This window comes from Bacillus mojavensis, from assembly GCF_012648005.1.
GTDB classification, from domain to species: Bacteria; Bacillota; Bacilli; order Bacillales; family Bacillaceae; genus Bacillus; species Bacillus mojavensis.
This window is the reverse complement of the sequence record NZ_CP051464.1, coordinates 2,119,867-2,137,525: the sequence shown is the minus strand read 5'-3', so window position 1 is coordinate 2,137,525 and position 17,659 is coordinate 2,119,867. Positions and strand designations below refer to the sequence as shown.

22 protein-coding genes and 1 other RNA gene are annotated in these 17,659 nt (G+C 43.5%); 18 read left to right on the top strand and 5 right to left on the bottom strand.

The features are described from left to right. Window positions 1-129: 129 nt before the first annotated feature. Together HC660_RS11050 and HC660_RS11045 are read left to right on the top strand one after the other, a co-directional pair. On the top strand, window positions 130-375 hold the full coding sequence (locus HC660_RS11050) for a DUF5446 family protein (RefSeq protein WP_168748106.1): 246 nt from the start codon (window positions 130-132) through the stop codon (window positions 373-375). A gap of 45 nt (window positions 376-420) precedes the next feature. Then, entirely contained in the window at window positions 421-792 is a 372-nt protein-coding gene (locus HC660_RS11045) for a YppE family protein (protein WP_026014732.1), read from the top strand. Between the two features lie 35 nt (window positions 793-827). Here HC660_RS11045 and HC660_RS11040 read toward each other — a convergent pair whose 3' ends face one another. Beyond that, the gene (locus HC660_RS11040) at window positions 828-1,016 is read right to left on the bottom strand and encodes a YppF family protein (protein WP_010334700.1); all 189 of its coding nucleotides are present in this window, start codon (window positions 1,014-1,016) and stop codon (window positions 828-830) included. Between the two features lie 187 nt (window positions 1,017-1,203). Between HC660_RS11040 and HC660_RS11035 the strand changes: the two genes are divergently transcribed. Continuing rightward, window positions 1,204-1,578 carry a YppG family protein gene (locus HC660_RS11035; RefSeq protein WP_168748105.1) on the top strand — a complete coding sequence of 125 codons (375 nt, stop codon included), beginning with the start codon at window positions 1,204-1,206 and terminating at the stop codon, window positions 1,576-1,578. Window positions 1,579-1,599: 21 nt separating this feature from the next. Here HC660_RS11035 and HC660_RS11030 read toward each other — a convergent pair whose 3' ends face one another. Beyond that, a complete protein-coding gene (locus tag HC660_RS11030; protein ID WP_168748104.1) occupies window positions 1,600-2,019 on the bottom strand; it encodes an Hsp20/alpha crystallin family protein in 420 nt (139 codons plus the stop codon). Between the two features lie 136 nt (window positions 2,020-2,155). Here HC660_RS11030 and HC660_RS11025 point away from each other — a divergent pair, with 136 nt between their 5' ends. The 9 genes from HC660_RS11025 (at window position 2,156) to HC660_RS10985 (ending at window position 9,525) form a co-directional block, all read left to right on the top strand. Next, window positions 2,156-2,662, top strand: a complete 507-nt coding sequence (locus HC660_RS11025) for a PTS sugar transporter subunit IIA (RefSeq protein WP_029441333.1) — start codon at window positions 2,156-2,158, stop codon at window positions 2,660-2,662. Between the two features lie 104 nt (window positions 2,663-2,766). Continuing rightward, complete coding sequence (gene mrfA / locus HC660_RS11020) at window positions 2,767-5,016, top strand: ATP-dependent helicase MrfA (RefSeq protein ID WP_168748103.1); 2,250 nt, start codon at window positions 2,767-2,769, stop codon at window positions 5,014-5,016. A gap of 16 nt (window positions 5,017-5,032) precedes the next feature. Further along, on the top strand, window positions 5,033-6,274 hold the full coding sequence (locus HC660_RS11015) for a ribonuclease H-like domain-containing protein (protein ID WP_168748102.1): 1,242 nt from the start codon (window positions 5,033-5,035) through the stop codon (window positions 6,272-6,274). A gap of 100 nt (window positions 6,275-6,374) precedes the next feature. Then, on the top strand, window positions 6,375-6,503 hold the full coding sequence (locus tag HC660_RS11010) for a hypothetical protein (RefSeq protein WP_003230707.1): 129 nt from the start codon (window positions 6,375-6,377) through the stop codon (window positions 6,501-6,503). Between the two features lie 84 nt (window positions 6,504-6,587). Then, window positions 6,588-6,815 carry a spore coat protein CotD gene (cotD, locus tag HC660_RS11005; protein ID WP_010334694.1) on the top strand — a complete coding sequence of 76 codons (228 nt, stop codon included), beginning with the start codon at window positions 6,588-6,590 and terminating at the stop codon, window positions 6,813-6,815. An 87-nt stretch (window positions 6,816-6,902) separates the two neighbouring features. Further along, window positions 6,903-7,448 (top strand): SLOG family protein, encoded by a 546-nt coding sequence (locus HC660_RS11000; RefSeq protein WP_168748101.1) that lies wholly within the window; start codon window positions 6,903-6,905, stop codon window positions 7,446-7,448. Between the two features lie 78 nt (window positions 7,449-7,526). After that, window positions 7,527-7,823 (top strand): cell division regulator GpsB, encoded by a 297-nt coding sequence (gpsB, locus tag HC660_RS10995; RefSeq protein ID WP_010334692.1) that lies wholly within the window; start codon window positions 7,527-7,529, stop codon window positions 7,821-7,823. A gap of 66 nt (window positions 7,824-7,889) precedes the next feature. Then, an RNA gene (gene rnpB / locus HC660_RS10990) (RNase P RNA component class B) lies at window positions 7,890-8,271 on the top strand. Between the two features lie 96 nt (window positions 8,272-8,367). Beyond that, entirely contained in the window at window positions 8,368-9,525 is a 1,158-nt protein-coding gene (locus tag HC660_RS10985) for a THUMP domain-containing class I SAM-dependent RNA methyltransferase (RefSeq protein ID WP_168748100.1), read from the top strand. A gap of 51 nt (window positions 9,526-9,576) precedes the next feature. Here HC660_RS10985 and HC660_RS10980 read toward each other — a convergent pair whose 3' ends face one another. Then, entirely contained in the window at window positions 9,577-9,729 is a 153-nt protein-coding gene (locus HC660_RS10980; protein ID WP_003153548.1) for a YpzG family protein, read from the bottom strand. A gap of 161 nt (window positions 9,730-9,890) precedes the next feature. Here HC660_RS10980 and HC660_RS10975 point away from each other — a divergent pair, with 161 nt between their 5' ends. Both HC660_RS10975 and HC660_RS10970 read left to right on the top strand, forming a co-directional pair. Beyond that, window positions 9,891-10,088 carry a hypothetical protein gene (locus HC660_RS10975; RefSeq protein ID WP_026014731.1) on the top strand — a complete coding sequence of 66 codons (198 nt, stop codon included), beginning with the start codon at window positions 9,891-9,893 and terminating at the stop codon, window positions 10,086-10,088. A gap of 102 nt (window positions 10,089-10,190) precedes the next feature. Then, entirely contained in the window at window positions 10,191-12,116 is a 1,926-nt protein-coding gene (locus HC660_RS10970; protein WP_168748099.1) for an ATP-dependent DNA helicase, read from the top strand. A 45-nt stretch (window positions 12,117-12,161) separates the two neighbouring features. Here the strand turns inward: HC660_RS10970 and kduD are convergent, their stop codons facing one another. Next, window positions 12,162-12,926: a 2-dehydro-3-deoxy-D-gluconate 5-dehydrogenase KduD gene (kduD, locus tag HC660_RS10965; RefSeq protein WP_168748098.1), complete on the bottom strand. Its 765-nt coding sequence runs from the start codon at window positions 12,924-12,926 to the stop codon at window positions 12,162-12,164. A 1-nt stretch (window position 12,927) separates the two neighbouring features. Further along, window positions 12,928-13,755, bottom strand: coding sequence for a 5-dehydro-4-deoxy-D-glucuronate isomerase (kduI, locus tag HC660_RS10960; protein WP_024121818.1), 828 nt, complete (start codon window positions 13,753-13,755; stop codon window positions 12,928-12,930). Between the two features lie 223 nt (window positions 13,756-13,978). On the opposite strand from kduI, the gene HC660_RS10955 reads away from it, so the two are divergent. The 4 genes from HC660_RS10955 to kdgT are packed head-to-tail and all read left to right on the top strand — an operon-like array spanning window position 13,979 to window position 17,642. Further along, the gene (locus HC660_RS10955) at window positions 13,979-14,998 is read left to right on the top strand and encodes a pectin utilization transcriptional regulator KdgR (RefSeq protein ID WP_168748097.1); all 1,020 of its coding nucleotides are present in this window, start codon (window positions 13,979-13,981) and stop codon (window positions 14,996-14,998) included. Window positions 14,999-15,032: 34 nt separating this feature from the next. After that, a complete protein-coding gene (gene kdgK, locus HC660_RS10950) occupies window positions 15,033-16,007 on the top strand; it encodes a 2-dehydro-3-deoxygluconokinase (RefSeq protein ID WP_168748096.1) in 975 nt (324 codons plus the stop codon). 2 nt (window positions 16,008-16,009) lie between these two features. Further along, the gene (gene eda, locus HC660_RS10945) at window positions 16,010-16,600 is read left to right on the top strand and encodes a bifunctional 4-hydroxy-2-oxoglutarate aldolase/2-dehydro-3-deoxy-phosphogluconate aldolase (RefSeq protein ID WP_010334681.1); all 591 of its coding nucleotides are present in this window, start codon (window positions 16,010-16,012) and stop codon (window positions 16,598-16,600) included. A gap of 49 nt (window positions 16,601-16,649) precedes the next feature. Continuing rightward, window positions 16,650-17,642 (top strand): 2-keto-3-deoxygluconate transporter, encoded by a 993-nt coding sequence (kdgT, locus tag HC660_RS10940; protein ID WP_168748095.1) that lies wholly within the window; start codon window positions 16,650-16,652, stop codon window positions 17,640-17,642. Window positions 17,643-17,659: the final 17 nt, after the last annotated feature.

Sequence of the window (17,659 nt, the reverse complement as noted above, 5' to 3'; positions counted from 1 at the left end):
CGAAAACTTCAGCTTTTCGTGGAATACCTGTTTGTTTGGCGATTTGCTTCTAGTTTTGTCATGCCGGAAGGATTGCGCCGTACGAGCAAAGAATTTAACCGGGAGAGAAGAGTAAAGGGAGGAACACAAATGTCCGGTTACGTAAGCAAGACAGATATTCTCCGAATGCTTTCTGATATAGAAACTGAATTAAACTGTGCTGAACAGAGCCTTAGCCGTTCTATAGATATATTCGAGGCTGAAATGCGTGAAACGGAGGACGAACGTTTGAGTGTTCTGGAAGAAGAAATCATGGATCTTCATATATGCATAAACGAGCTGTACCGATCTCCTCAAGAGAGGTATGCTGTGGACAAGGTATATCGCATCGGCTGAATTTATGAGAAAAATTTGGTACGATAAGCTTTGAGGTGAAGGATGTTGCAACCACAAACACTGCTGAAACTTACCGAACAGATGATTGAAGCCGCTGAGAAAGGTGCTGCACGTTATCAGGAAGGGAAAGAAAATAACCATTCGTACGATTTTTATGAAACGATTAAGCCTGCTGTCGAGGAAAATGATTCTCTGGCAGCTCACTGGGCGGAAGGGGCGCTTGAATTTATAAAAGCACGCCGTCCGAAATACGTGCATGCTGAGCAAATAGAGACTGCAAAGGATAATTTCCTGGAATTGATTCTTCAGTCATATGTTCATCATATTCATAAAAAGCGATTCAAAGACATCACTGAATCAGTCGTTTACACATTGCAGACAGTGAAGGATGAAATTGCAAGTGAAGACAGCCAATAAAGGCTGTCTTCATTTTTATTATAGGGGGCCGGACGTTAATTCAGCTCATATGCCGGGCTTTCTGCTCCATTTGCTTCCAGAACCTTCATACTGTTACGAAAATCAGTTGCATTGAGGTGTCCTTGAATATAGAGGAACTTGGCAAAGTCCATCAGTTTATTCACACAGTCTGTTTCATATTTCTTCATTTCTGCAAAACGTTTGCTTAAGTATGATACGTTCATTATGGTGCATCCCCTCTCATCTGTATTGAAAATATGGTATCATAATGATTCGACTTTTTTCTGTTTTTAAAAAATTTAAACTTTCGACACAATTTGACAAACACGCTTAATGGCATCAGACACAAACAAAAGAAATGATTCATACATATAGAAGAGAGAAATATGTTGAGTCTAGGGGGAATTCGCAATGAAAAGAAGACCTCAAAACAATCCTCGGCAATTGGGTTATTATTATCCTCAGCAAATGCAGGGATATTATCACCAGAATGCGCCTGTTCATTCTGAACCATACGTTCCGCAGCATTACGGACAACAGGAGTTTTATCAGCCGTATATTCCGCCTCAGTCTATGCCTATGCAGCCGCCTGTATTTCTTAATCCTTATCCTATCGCAAGACCGAATCAGCAGCAGCCTTCACAGGTTCAAAGTATTATGTCACAATTCAAAAAAGCGAACGGGCAGTTTGACTTTAATAAAATGATGGATACAACAGGCCAAGTTATGAGTGCCATGAATCAAGTTGGCTCATTAATAAAGGGGTTTACCAGCTTTTTTAAATAAGAGAAGCATGAATGAATCAAATCATTCATGCTTATTTTTTGGGAAGAAAAGCGTCATTGTCTGCTCACTCCATGACGTTTCCATTTGTTCCTGATGCACTTCGTAAGGCAGCTGTACGGTTCTTGTCATGCTTGTTAATGTGGAGGCGTTTTGCTCCTTCTGTTTTTCCTGAAGCGTTACATGGAAGTACCGGGACTTAATGTCGATGAGAATCTCGCCGTCTCGAAACGTTGCTGGAATTGTGATATCGACATACAGACCCTCATCACTTTCTCTGACGTCTATCGTTGTCTGTACATCTTTGAAACTAGAGTCGATCAGGTTTTGAAAACCATGTAAAAGATTTCCTGATGCAGAAGATTGAAACAGATGGTCCATTGCTTGATTGATGATTTCTTCTTTCTTAGACAATTCATTCTTTTCGTCATCTTTAAAATCCAAATGAGCCACCGCCTTTTTTAATCAGACTATGCGTTTGTGCCAGATGTTGTTATAAATTGAAGCCAAATTGAAAGTGTGGTTAAATAGGTGGTGAATGAAGGGATAACGGTTGATGAATTGGAAGGGAGATAACACATTGCTGAAAAAATTATTCGGAATGGGAAAATCAGAGGAAAAAAGTACGGAAGAGGTCATCTATTCTCCGGCAGATGGGACGGTAATGGATCTCACAGATGTGCCGGACCCTGTTTTTTCACAAAAAATGATGGGCGAAGGAATTGCAGTTGAACCCTCTAATGGTGAAATTGTTTCACCTGTTGAAGGTGAAGTGATTCAGCTGTTTCATACAAAACACGCTGTGGGCATCCGGGCACGTTCGGGAATCGAGCTGTTAATTCACGTCGGTTTAGAAACCGTAAATATGAACGGAGAAGGATTTACCGCTCATATTAAAGAAGGTGACAAAGTAAAGGTCGGCGACCCGCTCATCACGTGTGATTTGGAGTTAATAAAAGAGAAAGCGAGCAGCGCAGTCATCCCTATCGTTATTATGAATGGGGAAGCTGTGGAAACAATAGAGCCTGCAGGTGAAAAGGCTGCACATAAAGGCGAAACAAAGCTGCTCACAATAAAAGCGAAATAAGCAGGGCGGATGCCTTGCTTTTTTGTTGTCCGATTGTATAAAATTTGCACCTAGCCATGCAAACAAATATTCGGTAAACTGTACTTGACAAAGAGGTGTAAAGAATGAAAAAGAAATCACTGACTGAACTCATTTCTGAATTGAAAGGAAATGAAAACGTTGTGAACTGGCATGAAATTGAGCCTCGTGAAGCAAGGACAACACCGATGCCTGAACGTATAGATGAGAGAATCAAGACAGCCCTTGCTAAAAGGGGAATTGATGCCTTATATACCCACCAATATTCCGCTTTTCAATTTGTACAAAAAGGTGAAAGTATTGTAACTGTAACGCCTACGGCATCCGGAAAAACATTATGCTACAACCTGCCTGTCCTGCAATCTATCGCCGAGGACGATACAAATCGGGCATTATATTTATTTCCTACTAAAGCGCTGGCCCAGGATCAAAAAAGTGAGCTCAATGAAATCATTGATGAGATGGGCATTGATATTAAAAGTTTTACATATGACGGAGACACATCTCCAGCGATCAGACAAAAAGTCAGAAAAGCAGGGCACATTGTGATTACAAACCCTGATATGCTCCACTCGGCCATTCTTCCGCATCATACAAAATGGGTGAGTCTGTTTGAAAACCTTAAATATATTGTGATAGACGAGCTACACACGTATCGCGGTGTATTCGGAAGCCATGTCGCAAATGTAATCCGTCGGCTGAAACGGATCTGCCGGTTTTATGGTAGTGATCCGATCTTTATTTGTACCTCGGCGACGATCGCGAATCCGAAGGAATTGGGAGAGCAGCTGACCGGAAACTCAATGAGGCTGGTCGATGACAACGGAGCGCCAAGCGGACGGAAGCACTTTGTATTTTATAATCCGCCAATTGTTAATCAGCCGCTTAACATCAGAAAAAGCGCAACTGTAGAAGTAAACGAGCTGGCGAAAGAGTTCCTGAAGAACAAAGTGCAGACCATTGTATTTGCCAGAAGCAGAGTGCGGGTGGAGATTATTTTAAGCCATATTCAGGAACTGGTGAAAAAAAAGATCGGGGCAAAGTCAATCAGAGGCTATCGGGGAGGATATCTTCCAAAAGAACGAAGAGAAATCGAAAGAGGGCTGCGAGAAGGTGAAATTCTTGGGGTAGTCAGCACAAATGCGCTGGAGCTCGGGGTTGATATCGGTCAGTTGCAGGTCTGTATCATGACCGGTTATCCCGGAAGTGTGGCAAGTGCGTGGCAGCAGGCGGGTAGAGCCGGCAGAAGACACGGTGAGTCCTTGATTGTTATGGTGGCTAATTCAACGCCGATTGACCAGTATATTGTGCGCCATCCTGAATACTTTTTTGACCGTTCGCCGGAATCGGCAAGAATCAACCCGGAGAATCTAATTATTTTAGTTGATCATTTAAAATGCGCTTCTTATGAGCTTCCTTTCAAAGCTGATGAAGAGTTCGGGCCGCTGGATGTCAGTGATATTCTCGAGTACCTTCAGGAAGAAGGTGTTCTGCACCGCAATGGGGAACGTTATCACTGGGCAAACGAATCGTTTCCTGCTTCAAATATCAGTCTGCGTTCGGCTTCACAAGAAAATGTGGTCATTGTCGATCAGACGGATATTGCGAATGTGAGAATCATCGGTGAAATGGACCGGTTTAGTGCGATGACACTTCTTCATGATGAAGCGATCTATTTGCATGAAGGCGTGCAATTCCAAGTGGAAAAGCTTGATTGGGATCATAAAAAAGCTTATGTCAGAAGAGTTGATGTGGAGTATTACACAGATGCCAATCTGGCAGTCCAGCTGAAGGTGCTGGAAATTGACAAAACAAAAGAGAGGGGCCGTACATCTTTACATTACGGCGATGTTACGGTAAATGCTTTACCGACTATTTTTAAAAAGATTAAGATGACTACTTTTGAAAATATCGGTTCAGGCCCTATTCATTTACCGGAAGAAGAACTGCACACGAGTGCGGCTTGGCTTGAAATCAAAACCATTGATGAAGACATTGGAGAAAAGACACTCGAACAGCTGCTTCTCGGCATATCAAATGTTTTGCAGCATATTGTCCCTGTGTATATTATGTGTGACCGAAATGATGTCCATGTCGTTTCGCAAATCAAAGCTGCCCATACCGGTTTGCCAACGGTATTTTTGTATGACCATTATCCGGGCGGAATCGGCTTGGCAGAGGAAGTCTTTAAACGGTTTGCTGACATTAATGAAGCGGCTAAGCGGCTGATAAAACAATGTCCTTGTCATGATGGCTGTCCGTCTTGTATAGGTACTGAAATAGAAGGAATAAAAGCCAAGGAACGAATTTTGCAGCTGTTGGATCAAATATCATAAGGAAAGGAGGTTAGGCATGTCGTTAAAAGGAAAACTCCAGCGTATGAAAAAGCATATGGTGCTGGAGGAAGCAGAACACAAGATAGAAGAGAATGGGACTTCAGACATTCGCTCTGATATACCGTTTCTTAAAGAGTGGGAGGCTTATGGTGTGAAGCCTTTCTTCTTTGAGGATGAATACTGTCTGATCAGGGAAGTGGAATATCCGCTCTCCCATCGGCACGGACATTACTGTTTTTCCGAGCTGGATGAAGTCATCGCGCTATGGAACAAAAGCAGCCTCTCGCATACATTATCTGCAAAAGGATATGAAAACAATAGCCTCTTTTTCTTTGATACAGAAACAACAGGTCTTGGCGGGGGAGCCGGCAATACGATTTTTTTGCTCGGCCATGCAAGGGTATATAAAGATCGAGTGGCGGTCAAACAGCATCTTCTGCCGAAACCGGGGAATGAAGTCGCCTTGTATCAGAGCTTTTTAAGCGAGGTTGATATTACGTCACTTGTAACCTACAACGGAAAAGCTTTTGATTGGCCGCAGGTAAAAACAAGGCATACGTTGATTCGTGACAGGCTCCCGAAGCTTCCGGAATTCGGGCATTTTGACCTCTTGCATGGGGCAAGGCGTTTGTGGAAGCACAAAATGGAACGCGTGTCGCTTGGCTCAGTTGAAAAAGAAGAACTCGGCGTAAGCAGAAAAGAAGACACCCCGGGCTATTTGGCGCCGATGCTGTACTTTCATTTTATTAAGGCACAGGAACCGGATCTTTTAAAGGGTGTGCTGCACCATAATGAAATGGATGTGCTGTCATTAATTTCACTGTACATTCATATGTCAAAGAAAATTCTTTCCGCTTCTGATGCGCCAAAAGAGCATGATGAAGCTTACGCAATGGCCAAATGGTTTATGGCCCATAAGGAAACAGACCAAGCAGTCAATCAGCTTGAGAGACTTAAAGAAAAGTCATTTGAAAATAAAGACAGAGCCCTTTTGGACTTATCATTGCTGTACAAAAAACAAAACCGCCTAGAAGACGCAGTACTGCTTTGGGAGAAACTATCCCATTCTCAGCACCAAAAATGCAGGTACACTTCAGCGATAGAGCTTGCGAAATATTTTGAGCATAAGAAAAAGGAATTCGGGAAAGCTTTACATACAGCTGAACAATTACTTGCCGATGAGGCGTTCTTATCAGAAAAAGAAACGGAAAATCTGCGTGTGAGAATTGCCCGTCTGAAGAGGAAATATTCCTCTTAAATATTCCCCGGGAAAGCGCAAAAGACGACTTCTTTCGCCATGAAATTTTTTTGCTGGATTCACAACGATTTTGTTGTAGAATACCGGCGAATCCTGTAAAATGACGTTAGTTATTTTTAAAGGGAGAGTTGGTATGTATAAGGGAGTTTTTTATTTGTTCTTCGTCGTTGTTTTTTTGATTGCTTTCGTATTTTCAAACTTTAAAGACAGCTTAATCGCACACTTTTAAAATAGGTCTTTGCATCAGAACATGTACCCCCTATTTTTCATAGCTTAGTATTGTAATAAAGTTTATGGAAAGGGGATTAAAATTATGCATCACTGCAGACCGCACATGATGGCGCCGATTGTCCATCCTACTCATTGCTGTGAACACCATACGTTTTCAAATACAATCGTGCCGCACATTCACCCACAGCACACAACAAACGTAAATCACCAGCATTTCCAGCATGTTCACTACTTTCCACACACTTTCTCAAATGTTGATCCGGCTACGCATCAGCATTTTCAAGCAGGAAAACCTTGCTGCGACTACTAGTATGAAAACGTGCAGCTTGATGGTGTAACAACGCAGCACATCAAATGGGGCCCAATGGGAGCCCCATTTTTTAAAGCAGGTGAAATGATGAAGGTATTAGCAATAACAGGATATAAACCGTTTGAACTGGGGATATTTAAACAGGATGACAAGGCGCTGTATTACATAAAAAAAGCCATTAAGAACCGGCTGATTGCCTTTTTGGATGAAGGATTAGAATGGATTTTAATTTCAGGGCAGCTTGGAACGGAACTCTGGTCGGCCGAAGCTGCATATGATTTGCAGGAAGAATATCCTGACATAAAGGTTGCTGTTATCACACCATTTTACGAGCAGGAAAAGAACTGGAAAGAGCCGAATAAGGAACTGTATGAAGCTGTTCTGGCCCAGGCGGACTACGAGGCAAGCCTGACTCACCGTCCTTATGAAAGCCCGCTCCAATTTAAACAAAAAAATCAGTTCTTCATTGATAAGTCTGACGCGCTTATGCTTTTATATGACCCGGAAATGGACGGTTCCCCAAAGTATATGCTTGAGACAGCTGAAAAAAGACGCGAACAGGATGGCTATCCGATCTACTTTATCACCATGGATGATCTGAGAGTGACAGTAGAGGAAGACAGCTATTCATAACAAAGAAAGAGAAATTTGACAATCGTACAGATTTCTGAAAAAATATAAGATGATGATTCACGATACGAGGTGAAAAAGATGCTTGCTGATAAAGTAAAGCTTTCTGCGAAAGACATTTTAGAAAAAGAATTTAAAACAGGCGTTAGAGGTTACAAACAAGAAGACGTTGACAAATTTTTAGATATGATCATTAAGGATTATGAAACCTTCCATCAAGAAATTGAAGAACTGCAACAGGAAAATCTGCAGCTGAAAAAACAGCTTGAAGAAGCCAGCAAAAAACAGCCAGTGCAATCAAACACAACGAACTTTGATATCTTAAAACGGCTGTCTAACTTAGAAAAGCATGTTTTTGGCAGCAAGCTTTATGATTGATCTGCGCTAGTAATAAATGGCGCTTGTAAATCCCAATCAGTTGTTATATAATAATTCATGTTCTTAACGTTCGGGTAATCGCTGCAGATCTTGAATCTGTAGAGGAAAGTCCATGCTCGCACGGTGCTGAGATGCCCGTAGTGTTCGTGCCTAGCGAAGTCATAAGCTAGGGCAGCCTTGATAGGCTGACGGCAGGAAAAAAGCCTACGTCCTTTGGATATGGCTGAGTATCCTTGAAAGTGCCACAGTGACGAAGTCTCACTAGAAATGGTGAGAGTGGAACGCGGTAAACCCCTCGAGCGAGAAACCCAAATTTTGGTAGGGGAACCTTCTTGACGGAATTCAACGGAGAGAAGGACAGAATGCTTTCTGTAGATAGATGATTGCCGCCTGAGTACGAGGTGATGAGCCGATTGCAGTACGACGGAACAAAACATGGCTTACAGAACGTTAGATCACTTAAATTAAATGATGAAATCAAGCTCTCCCGTCTAAGGAGAGCTTTTATCTTGATGAGAAAAGTTTTAAAAGACAGGGTGATACGATGAAGAAGTATACACTAATTGCAACAGCGCCGATGGGAATTGAAGCTGTAGTTGCAAAAGAAGTTCGTGACTTAGGATATGAATGCAAGGTTGATAACGGAAAAATTATCTTTGAAGGTGATGCGCTTGCGATTTGCCGTGCGAATCTTTGGCTGAGAACGGCAGACCGCGTAAAGGTTCAAGTTGCTACATTTAAAGCGAAAACATTTGATGAGCTGTTTGAAAAAACGAAAGCGGTTAATTGGCGCTCATTTATACCGGAGAACGGGAAATTCCCTGTCATCGGTAAATCCGTTAAATCAACACTTGCAAGCGTTCCCGACTGTCAGCGGATTGTCAAAAAAGCGATTGTTGAAAAGCTCAAGCTGCAGTCCGGCAAAGCCAATGACTGGATCGAAGAAACAGGCGCCGAATATAAAGTGGAAATTTCTTTATTGAAGGATCAGGCGGTTATTACACTTGATACGTCAGGGACAGGCCTCCACAAACGAGGATACCGCGTGGATCAGGGAGGCGCGCCCATTAAAGAAACGCTTGCTGCCGCTTTGGTGCAATTAACAAATTGGACTCCGGACCGTCCATTTGTCGATCCTTTTTGCGGTTCCGGAACGATCGCGATTGAAGCGGCATTAATCGGCCAAAATATTGCCCCAGGATTTAACCGCGATTTTGTCTCAGAGGATTGGGAGTGGATCGGTAAAGATCTGTGGGACAAAGCACGGCTTGAAGTCGAAGAAAAGGCAAACTATGATCAGCCGCTTACGATTTTCGCCAGTGACGTAGATCATCGCATGGTGCAAATTGCAAAAGAAAATGCGGAGGAAGCGGGACTGAGCGAATTAATCGAATTTAAACAATTGCAGGTAAAGGACTTCACTACAAAACTTGAGTTTGGCGTGATTGTCGGAAACCCGCCGTACGGAGAGCGTCTCGGAGAGAAAAAAGCTGTGGAGCAGATGTACAAAGAAATGGGACAGGCGTTCGAACCGCTTGATACGTGGTCTGTGTATATGCTGACTTCAAATGAAAATTTTGAGGAAGCATATGGAAGAAAAGCGACGAAGAAACGAAAGCTCTTTAATGGATTTATTAAAACGGATTACTATCAGTATTGGTCTAAAGTGAGACCTCAGCGTAAAAAAACGGAACACGCATAAAAAGAAGACGCTCTGAAGCGTCTTCTTTCATCTTTCAGCCATATTCTATCGTTACCAACGGTGCGCTTTCGCGTTACTTCTTAATATAATGTTGGTTTGGGACATTTCGGTGTGACCGTTTACTTGAGACTTAGAACGTTTAGGCCGCGTCCAATTGTGATGAAACAGTTCAGAATGCTGATCTAATCGGTCTTTATAACTCATGTCAACATCACTCCCTGATAGAATATTGTTGATAAGACGGATAGTCCATGACGGAGTATCAGTTGTAGTTTGTGCACATTTCAGTGATAACATGCGGAAAGCATGTATATAAAACGAAAAGTTCGCATACAATGATGATTATTTCAATTAGAGGTGATCTCATGCTGAACAGCGAACATTTTAATCTCATTCAAAGGGCGCTTGACGCAACCGCAAACGAGCTGAAGGAGCTCAGCAGAGCTGATGATGCGTCTCCGTCTGTGATTTCACATGCGCAAAATAATTTAGAAAAAGCGGTAGAACATATTCATTCAACAGACCATCCTTTTTTATCCTCGCATGTGATCAACCGAAAGTAATTCACAAAAAGCTTGGCACTGCCAAGTTTTTTTATTGTATTCAGCAGCGGGAAATGATAATATTGATGGTCTGAATGCCGAATAGTTGGGGGTTGGAACTGGGTGACAACATCACGTTTGCCTTTTTCTTTAACGAAAACAAAGAATTTTTATGAAGAATTGAACAATTGGATTGGTGACGTGTTTTACGATATTCTTCCCGAAAAAGGGTTTGATCTTCGAGATGAGCAGGTGTTCATGGCTTTTCAGCTGGAACGGGCGTTTAAAGAGAAAAAAGTCATGTTTGCCGAAGCCGGAGTTGGAACGGGGAAAACACTTGTTTACCTTCTTTTTGCGATCAGCTATGCAAGATATGTCGGAAAACCGGCCATTATTGCTTGTGCTGATGAAACGTTAATCGAACAGCTCGTGAAAAAAGAGGGAGACATTTCGAAACTGGCTGAACATTTGGATCTAAAGATTGATACAAGGCTATCGAAATCACATGAGCAGTATCTATGCTTGAAAAAGCTTGAAAAAACAATGCAGCGATCTGATGATGAAAAGTGGCTTGATCTTTATGAAGCTTTACCGTCATTTGTCCATGAGTCACAGGCCATGCAGCGGTTCTATCCGTATGGCGACCGAAAGCAATACGCGAACCTTTCAAATGAAGAATGGTCGCAAGTAAGCTACGACTCGTTTCAAGATTGCCTGACATGTGATATGAGACATAGATGCGGCTTGACGCTATCAAGAGATTATTATCGCAAGTCAACAGACTTGATCATTTGTTCACATGATTTCTATATGGAACATGTATGGACGGAAGAATCGCGCAAGCGGGAGGGACAGCTGCCGCTGCTGCCTGATCATTGTGCGGTTGTATTTGATGAAGGGCATCTGTTAGAGTTTGCCGCGCAAAAAGCGTTAACCTACAGAGTCAAGCAATCAACTCTCGAATTATTTTTAGAACGTTTGCTTCAAAATGACATTAGAGAAGAATTTGCTGAATTGATAGAAGATGCACTTGCTGCAAACGACGAGTTTTTCTATGTTCTTTCTGAAGAATCAAGAGAAGTGGTCGGGTCGCACCGTTTGGAAATAAAGAATGATCAGCGTGTCAAAAAAGCGGCGGACGAGCTGTGCCGTTTGCTTGATAAAATTGGTGAAGCACTCGTATTTGAGTCAGAAATGTACACCATTGATCAATACGAGCTGTCAGTCGTTGAGGAATATGTAGAGCAAATGGCGTATTCACTATCTTTATATCAAAAGGATGCGATCAGCTGGCTGGAGCAAAAGGAAGCGGAATCCACTTTTGTCGTGATGCCGAGAACAGTAGCAGAAGTGCTTGGCGAGAAAGTGTTTTCAAAGAAAATTCCGTATATCTTTTCTTCTGCAACGCTGTCAGAAGGCGGTTCGTTTGACTACATTGCGGACAGTCTGGGAATTCACGATTACTTATCGTTAACGGTTGATTCTCCTTATGATTATGACGAACAAATGACTGTTACCCTTTATGGGAAAACAGAAATGAGCGCTGAACAAAAAACAGCTCAAACAATAGAGACAATTAAGCACTATAAAGGCAGAACGCTAGTGCTCTTCCCGTCTTTTGAGGAATTAAACGAGTTTAAAGAGCTCGCAGCTGCTTGGGAATTGCCGTATCCGATTTACTTTGAAGGCGACGAGGAAATCAGCAGCTTAGTAGAAAAATTCCAAGGAGAAGAGGAAACGGTTTTATGTTCAGTTCACCTATGGGAAGGGCTTGATATTCCTGGTGACGCACTGAAGAATGTCACGATCTGGTCATTGCCGTTTCCGCCTCATGACCCTGTATTTACGGCAAAACGCAATAGCGCGAGAAAAGACCCATTTGAAGAGGTTGACCTTCCGTATATGCTGTTGCGCGTGCGACAGGGGATTGGCCGTCTGATTCGCTCAAATCAAGACAGCGGCTCGATTCATATTTATGCGGGCGGAGAAAATGAACGCATCATTGATGAGGTGAAAAAGGTTTTACCTGTTGAACCGAATATGATGTAATCGCGAAAAAGCTGATGATCTATGATCATCAGCTTTTTCTTTTGGTCAGCGGGCAAGCCAGCCGCCGTCTACTGCTAAAATATGTCCATTGATATAATCAGATGCGCGAGACGCCAGAAAAACAGCCGTCCCGCCGATATCATCAGCTTTGCCCCAGCGGCCGGCTGGAATCCTTTTTAAAATGTCTTCATTTCGCTTTTCATCATCCCGGATAGGCTGTGTATTGGCAGTGGATATATAGCCAGGCGCTATCGCGTTAACTTGTACGCCGGATGCGGCCCATTCATTTGCAAACGATTTTGTTAAACCAGCAACGGCATGCTTGCTTGCTGTATAGGCCGGAACAAGAATACCGCCTTGAAAAGAGAGGAGAGAGGCAATATTGATAACCTTCCCATGGCCTCTTTTCAGCATGTGTTTGCCGGCAAGCTGTGTCAGGATAAACAAGCTGTTTAGGTTCACATTCAGCACGTTATGCCAATTCTCTTCAGCGAAAGTGTCCGCTTTTTCCCGGTGAATAATGCCGGCGTTATTGACAAGGATGTCGATTTGCTGTGTTTCAAACAGTTCAGCCGCTGTATCCTTTATTGCATCAGGCTTGCTCATATCCAATGTAAAGGAAGTGAATGTGCGGCCTTCTTGTTCTACAAGCTGCTGTGTTTCTGAGAGGCTGCTTTTATGTGATGTGCCGATAATATCAGCACCGGCGCCTGCCAGCGCTTTGGCGATTCCTTGGCCGATTCCCGTACCCGGTCCTGTTACCAGTGCCGTTTTTCCTTCTAATGAAAATGCCTCTTGCAGATAACTCATCTTATTTCAGCCCATCCATCGGCACAAGATCCATGTCCGTAAATGTGTAGTTTTCACCAGCCATTGCCCACACAAAACTGTAGTTAGATGTTCCTGCGCCAGAATGAATGGACCAGGCAGGAGAAAGGACAGCCTGTTCATTTCCGACAACAAGGTGGCGTGTTTCATCCGGCTGACCCATGAAGTGAAAAACCTTTGAATCCTTCTCAAGATCAAGATAGAGATAAGCCTCCATCCGGCGATCATGAACGTGTGCCGGCATGGTGTTCCAGTTATTGTTTTCGTCTAGCATTGTGATTCCCATCATCAGCTGACAGCTTTGAATGCCATCTTGATGGATGACTTTGTACAGGCTTCTTACATTTGATGCTGCTGCGTCGCCGAGCCGGTCCGGGGTCAGTTCAGAAAGAGCGGCTTTTTGCGTCGGATAGCTTTGATGCGCGCCCGAGGAGACGAAGTAAAACTTTGCTGTTTCTCCGTTCAGGCTTTTAAATGCTACATCCCGATTGCCCATCCCGATATATAGAAAATCCTTTGTTTGAAGCACATATTCATCATCGCCGACTTTCACCGCACCAGGCTGGCCGACGTTAATAATACCGATTTCTCGCCGTTCCAGAAAAAAGTCAGTTTTAAGAAAGTCTCCGGCATCAAGCTTCAGTTCGCTCTGTCCGGGTGCTGCACCGCCGATCACAACGCGGTCTTCATGAGAGTAATACATGGTCAGCTTATTTTCCGTAAATAACGTGTCCATTAAAAAATGACTGCGAAGCTCCTCGGTTGTAAAGCGTTTTACTTGTTCAGGGTGTACAGAATAACGATTTTCCATTGGATTTCCCCCTTGGTTAGGATTTCGGCATCACTTGAATGAAAATATTTTGGTAACGGTTTCAAAGAAAATTTTAGGATAAATAGAGAAAAGAGTCAACGTAAATTTTGTGAATAAGCACATTATTAAAAAAATACTTTTCAATTTTTTAAAATATGGTATTCTTGTGTTGTAACGGTTTTGAAATCGGTTTCAAATTATAAGACGATACAGGAGCACTTGAATGAAAAAGAAAACAACAGGCCATATCACCATCAAAGACGTAGCTGAATTTGCAGGAGTATCAAAATCAACCGTTTCTCGTTATATCAACGGGAAAATTGACGCGATATCTCCTGAAAAGGTAAAAAACATAAAAAAAGCAATCGCTGAATTGAATTATCGGCCGAGTAAGATGGCACAAGGTTTGAAAATAAAAAAAAGCAAATTAATCGGATTTGTTGTAGCCGACATTACAAATCCCTTTTCAGTCGCAGCATTTAGGGGAGTTGAAGAGGTTTGTGATCAATATGGCTACAGCATCATGGTGTGCAACACTGATAACAGTCCTGAAAAAGAACGGGAAATGCTGCTAAAGCTCGAAGCGCATTCTGTAGAAGGGCTGATTTTAAATGCAACGGGGGAAAACAAGGATATTTTATATTCCTTTGCCGAACATCAGGTTCCGACAGTATTAATTGACCGCAAATTGCCGGATCTAAAATTGGATACCGTAACGACTGACAACAGAAGGATAACTGAAGAGATCCTCCAGCAGATTTACAGCAAAGGGTACACAGATGTCGCGCTGTTTACCGAACCGATTGCATCCATCAGCCCCCGGGCGGAGAGAGCAGCTGTTTATCAGGAGATTGCCGCGGTGCGAAATGTGGATGGAATCAAGCGAATGTATGAAATTGATGTCAAAGACAAGAAGCAGCTTGAGAAGGCGCTACGCTCTTTTATCAACGAGATGCCTGAGCAAAGAAAAGCGATTCTTGCTTTAAATGGCTTGATTATGCTAAAGATTATCAGCTGTATGGAAGAAATAGGGCTGCGCATTCCCCAAGATACAGGGATTGCCGGATTCGATGATACGGAATGGTATAAACTCATCGGCCCGGGCATTACAACGATCGCCCAGCCGTCACATGATATGGGCAAGACGGCGATGGAACGCGTATTAAAAAGGATTGAAGGTGACGAGGGAGCGCCTCAAACCATCGAATTAGAGGCAAAAGTCATCATGAGAAAGTCACTTTAATCCAAGGTGCCCTCAACGAAGGGGAGGATGGGAAATGAAGCTTGATGCAGTTACTTTCGGCGAATCGATGGCCATGTTTTATGCAAATGAGTATGGAGGCCTTCATGAAGCTTCCACATTCTCAAAAGGGCTGGCCGGGGCAGAAAGCAATGTGGCTTGCGGTCTGGCCAGACTTGGCTTCCAAATGGGCTGGATGAGCAAAGTCGGCAATGATCAGCTCGGAACATTTATTCTTCAGGAGCTGAAAAAAGAGGGAGTGGATGTGTCTCGCGTGATCCGGTCTCAGGGTGGAAATCCAACGGGGCTGCTGCTGAAGTCCAAAGTGAAAGAAGGCGATCCTGTGGTAACGTATTACAGGAAAAACTCAGCTGCAAGCACTTTAACAGCTGCTGAATACCCAAGAGACTATTTTCAAAGCGCTGGCCATCTGCATGTTACGGGTATACCCCCGGCTTTGTCTGCCGATATGAAAGACTTCACCTATTATGTAATGAAAGACATGAAACAGGCTGGAAAAACCATCTCATTAGATCCTAACCTAAGACCCGCTCTTTGGCCTGATCAAGCAACAATGGCACATACGATTAATGATTTGGCGGGGCTTTCGGATTGGTTCCTCCCTGGAATCGCAGAGGGAGAGCTATTGACTGGCGAAAAAACGCCTGAAGGCATTGCGGATTTTTATCTTGAAAAAGGTGTAAGCTTTGTCGCTGTTAAACTTGGAAAAGAAGGCGCTTACTTTAGATCAAAGGAAAGTGAAGGATATACAGAGGGCTGCCGGGTTGATCAGGTCGTTGACACAGTCGGTGCCGGAGACGGCTTTGCTGTCGGCGTCATCAGTGGAATTCTTGATGGCTTGCCGTACAAGGATGCAGTGCAAAGGGGGAATGCGATCGGCGCATTGCAAGTTCAGGCACCGGGGGACATGGACGGTTTGCCGACAAGGGAAAAACTAGCCGCATTTTTATCTGCTCAAAGAACGGTTCACCATAAGAAAGGGGATTGTTAAATATGGAGTCCAATGGAGTAGAAAACCGTCTGAAAGAAGCCAGGCTGATTGCAGTCATTCGTTCAAAGGATAAACAGCAGGCCTGTCAGCAGATTGAGAGTTTAATAAATAAAGGGATTCGAGCAATTGAAGTCACTTATACGACACCTGGAGCTTCTGCTATTATTGAGTCCTACAGAAATCGGGAGGATGTCTTAATCGGAGCGGGCACGGTCATCACTGCGCAGCAGGCGGGAGAAGCTGCGGAAGCAGGAGCACAATTTATTGTCAGTCCGGGTTTTTCAACAGATCTTGCTGAACACCTATCGTTTGTGAAGACGCATTATATCCCTGGCGTACTGACACCGAGCGAAATTATGGAAGCGCTGACATGCGGATTTACTACATTAAAGCTGTTTCCAAGCGGTGTATTCGGCATCCCTTTCATGAAAAATTTAGCGGGCCCTTTTCCTCAGGTTACTTTTATACCGACTGGCGGAATCCATCCGTCTGAGGTTCCGGAATGGCTCAAGGCAGGAGCTGGTGCCGTCGGAGTCGGAAGCCAGCTGGAAAGCTGTTCAAAAGAGGATTTACAGGCTGTTTTCCAAGTGTAGCCACATAAGGGGTATTGTTTTTCCATAACCGGAGGATGGGAGAATATAAATGAAAATCAAAGCGACAATTGAACGGGTACCTGGCGGAATGATGATTATTCCGCTGTTTCTGGGAGCAGCGCTCAATACGTTTGCGCCTGGAACAGCAGAGTTCTTTGGAGGGTTTACCGGCGCGCTTATTACAGGAACCCTTCCTATACTAGGCGTTTTTATCTTTTGCGTTGGAGCGACGATTGATTTCCGTTCCTCAGGCTATATTGCAAGAAAAGGGATTACCTTATTATTGGGAAAGATTGGGTTTGCGGCACTGCTTGGTGTGATTGCGGCTCAATTTATACCCGATGAAGGCATACAATCCGGGTTTTTTGCAGGTCTTTCTGTTCTAGCCATTGTTGCAGTGATGAATGAAACCAACGGCGGCCTCTATTTGGCGCTCATGAATCATATGGGCAGAAAAGAAGATGCCGGCGCATTCGCATTTATCAGTACAGAATCTGGGCCTTTTATGACCATGGTTACGTTCGGTGTCACCGGACTGGCTGCTTTTCCTTGGGAAACGCTGGCAGCAACAGTCATTCCGTTTTTGCTCGGCTGCATTCTTGGAAATCTTGATCATGATCTCAGAGATTTATTCAGCAAGGTTGTGCCGGCAATCATTCCGTTTTTTGCATTTTCACTTGGCAACACTTTAAATTTTGGAATGCTGATTCAGTCAGGGCTATTAGGCATTTTGATCGGTGTATCTGTTGTCATCTTATCCGGCGGTTCCTTGTTTTTGCTTGATCGTTTCATTGCCCGGGGAGACGGTGTCGCGGGAGTGGCAGCTTCATCAACAGCGGGAGCGGCTGTCGCTGTGCCATACGCATTAGCGGAAGCGAATTCCACATTTGCCCCTGTAGCTGAATCTGCAACTGCAATCATTGCGACAAGCGTCATTGTCACCTCTTTGTTAACACCTCTGGCTACAGTTTGGGTGGATAAAAAAATCAATGCGAAAAAACGAAAAACACCGCCGCCCAAAAATCAAATGACAATAAATTGAGTGATGAAGGCTGCCGT

Coding starts and splice junctions, on each gene's coding strand:
- HC660_RS11000 (WP_168748101.1), top strand. CDS start 6,903: ATGAAGGTATTAGCAATAACAGGATATAAACCGTTTGAACTGGGGATA.
- eda (WP_010334681.1), top strand. CDS start 16,010: ATGGAGTCCAATGGAGTAGAAAACCGTCTGAAAGAAGCCAGGCTGATT.
- HC660_RS10980 (WP_003153548.1), bottom strand. CDS start 9,729: ATGAGTTATAAAGACCGATTAGATCAGCATTCTGAACTGTTTCATCAC.
- HC660_RS11015 (WP_168748102.1), top strand. CDS start 5,033: ATGTCGTTAAAAGGAAAACTCCAGCGTATGAAAAAGCATATGGTGCTG.
- HC660_RS10985 (WP_168748100.1), top strand. CDS start 8,368: ATGAAGAAGTATACACTAATTGCAACAGCGCCGATGGGAATTGAAGCT.
- HC660_RS11035 (WP_168748105.1), top strand. CDS start 1,204: ATGAAAAGAAGACCTCAAAACAATCCTCGGCAATTGGGTTATTATTAT.
- mrfA (WP_168748103.1), top strand. CDS start 2,767: ATGAAAAAGAAATCACTGACTGAACTCATTTCTGAATTGAAAGGAAAT.
- HC660_RS11050 (WP_168748106.1), top strand. CDS start 130: ATGTCCGGTTACGTAAGCAAGACAGATATTCTCCGAATGCTTTCTGAT.
- kduD (WP_168748098.1), bottom strand. CDS start 12,926: ATGAGTTATCTGCAAGAGGCATTTTCATTAGAAGGAAAAACGGCACTG.
- kduI (WP_024121818.1), bottom strand. CDS start 13,755: ATGGAAAATCGTTATTCTGTACACCCTGAACAAGTAAAACGCTTTACA.
- gpsB (WP_010334692.1), top strand. CDS start 7,527: ATGCTTGCTGATAAAGTAAAGCTTTCTGCGAAAGACATTTTAGAAAAA.
- HC660_RS10955 (WP_168748097.1), top strand. CDS start 13,979: ATGAAAAAGAAAACAACAGGCCATATCACCATCAAAGACGTAGCTGAA.
- kdgT (WP_168748095.1), top strand. CDS start 16,650: ATGAAAATCAAAGCGACAATTGAACGGGTACCTGGCGGAATGATGATT.
- HC660_RS11010 (WP_003230707.1), top strand. CDS start 6,375: ATGACGTTAGTTATTTTTAAAGGGAGAGTTGGTATGTATAAGGGAGTT.
- HC660_RS11040 (WP_010334700.1), bottom strand. CDS start 1,016: ATGAACGTATCATACTTAAGCAAACGTTTTGCAGAAATGAAGAAATAT.
- cotD (WP_010334694.1), top strand. CDS start 6,588: ATGCATCACTGCAGACCGCACATGATGGCGCCGATTGTCCATCCTACT.
- kdgK (WP_168748096.1), top strand. CDS start 15,033: ATGAAGCTTGATGCAGTTACTTTCGGCGAATCGATGGCCATGTTTTAT.
- HC660_RS10975 (WP_026014731.1), top strand. CDS start 9,891: ATGCTGAACAGCGAACATTTTAATCTCATTCAAAGGGCGCTTGACGCA.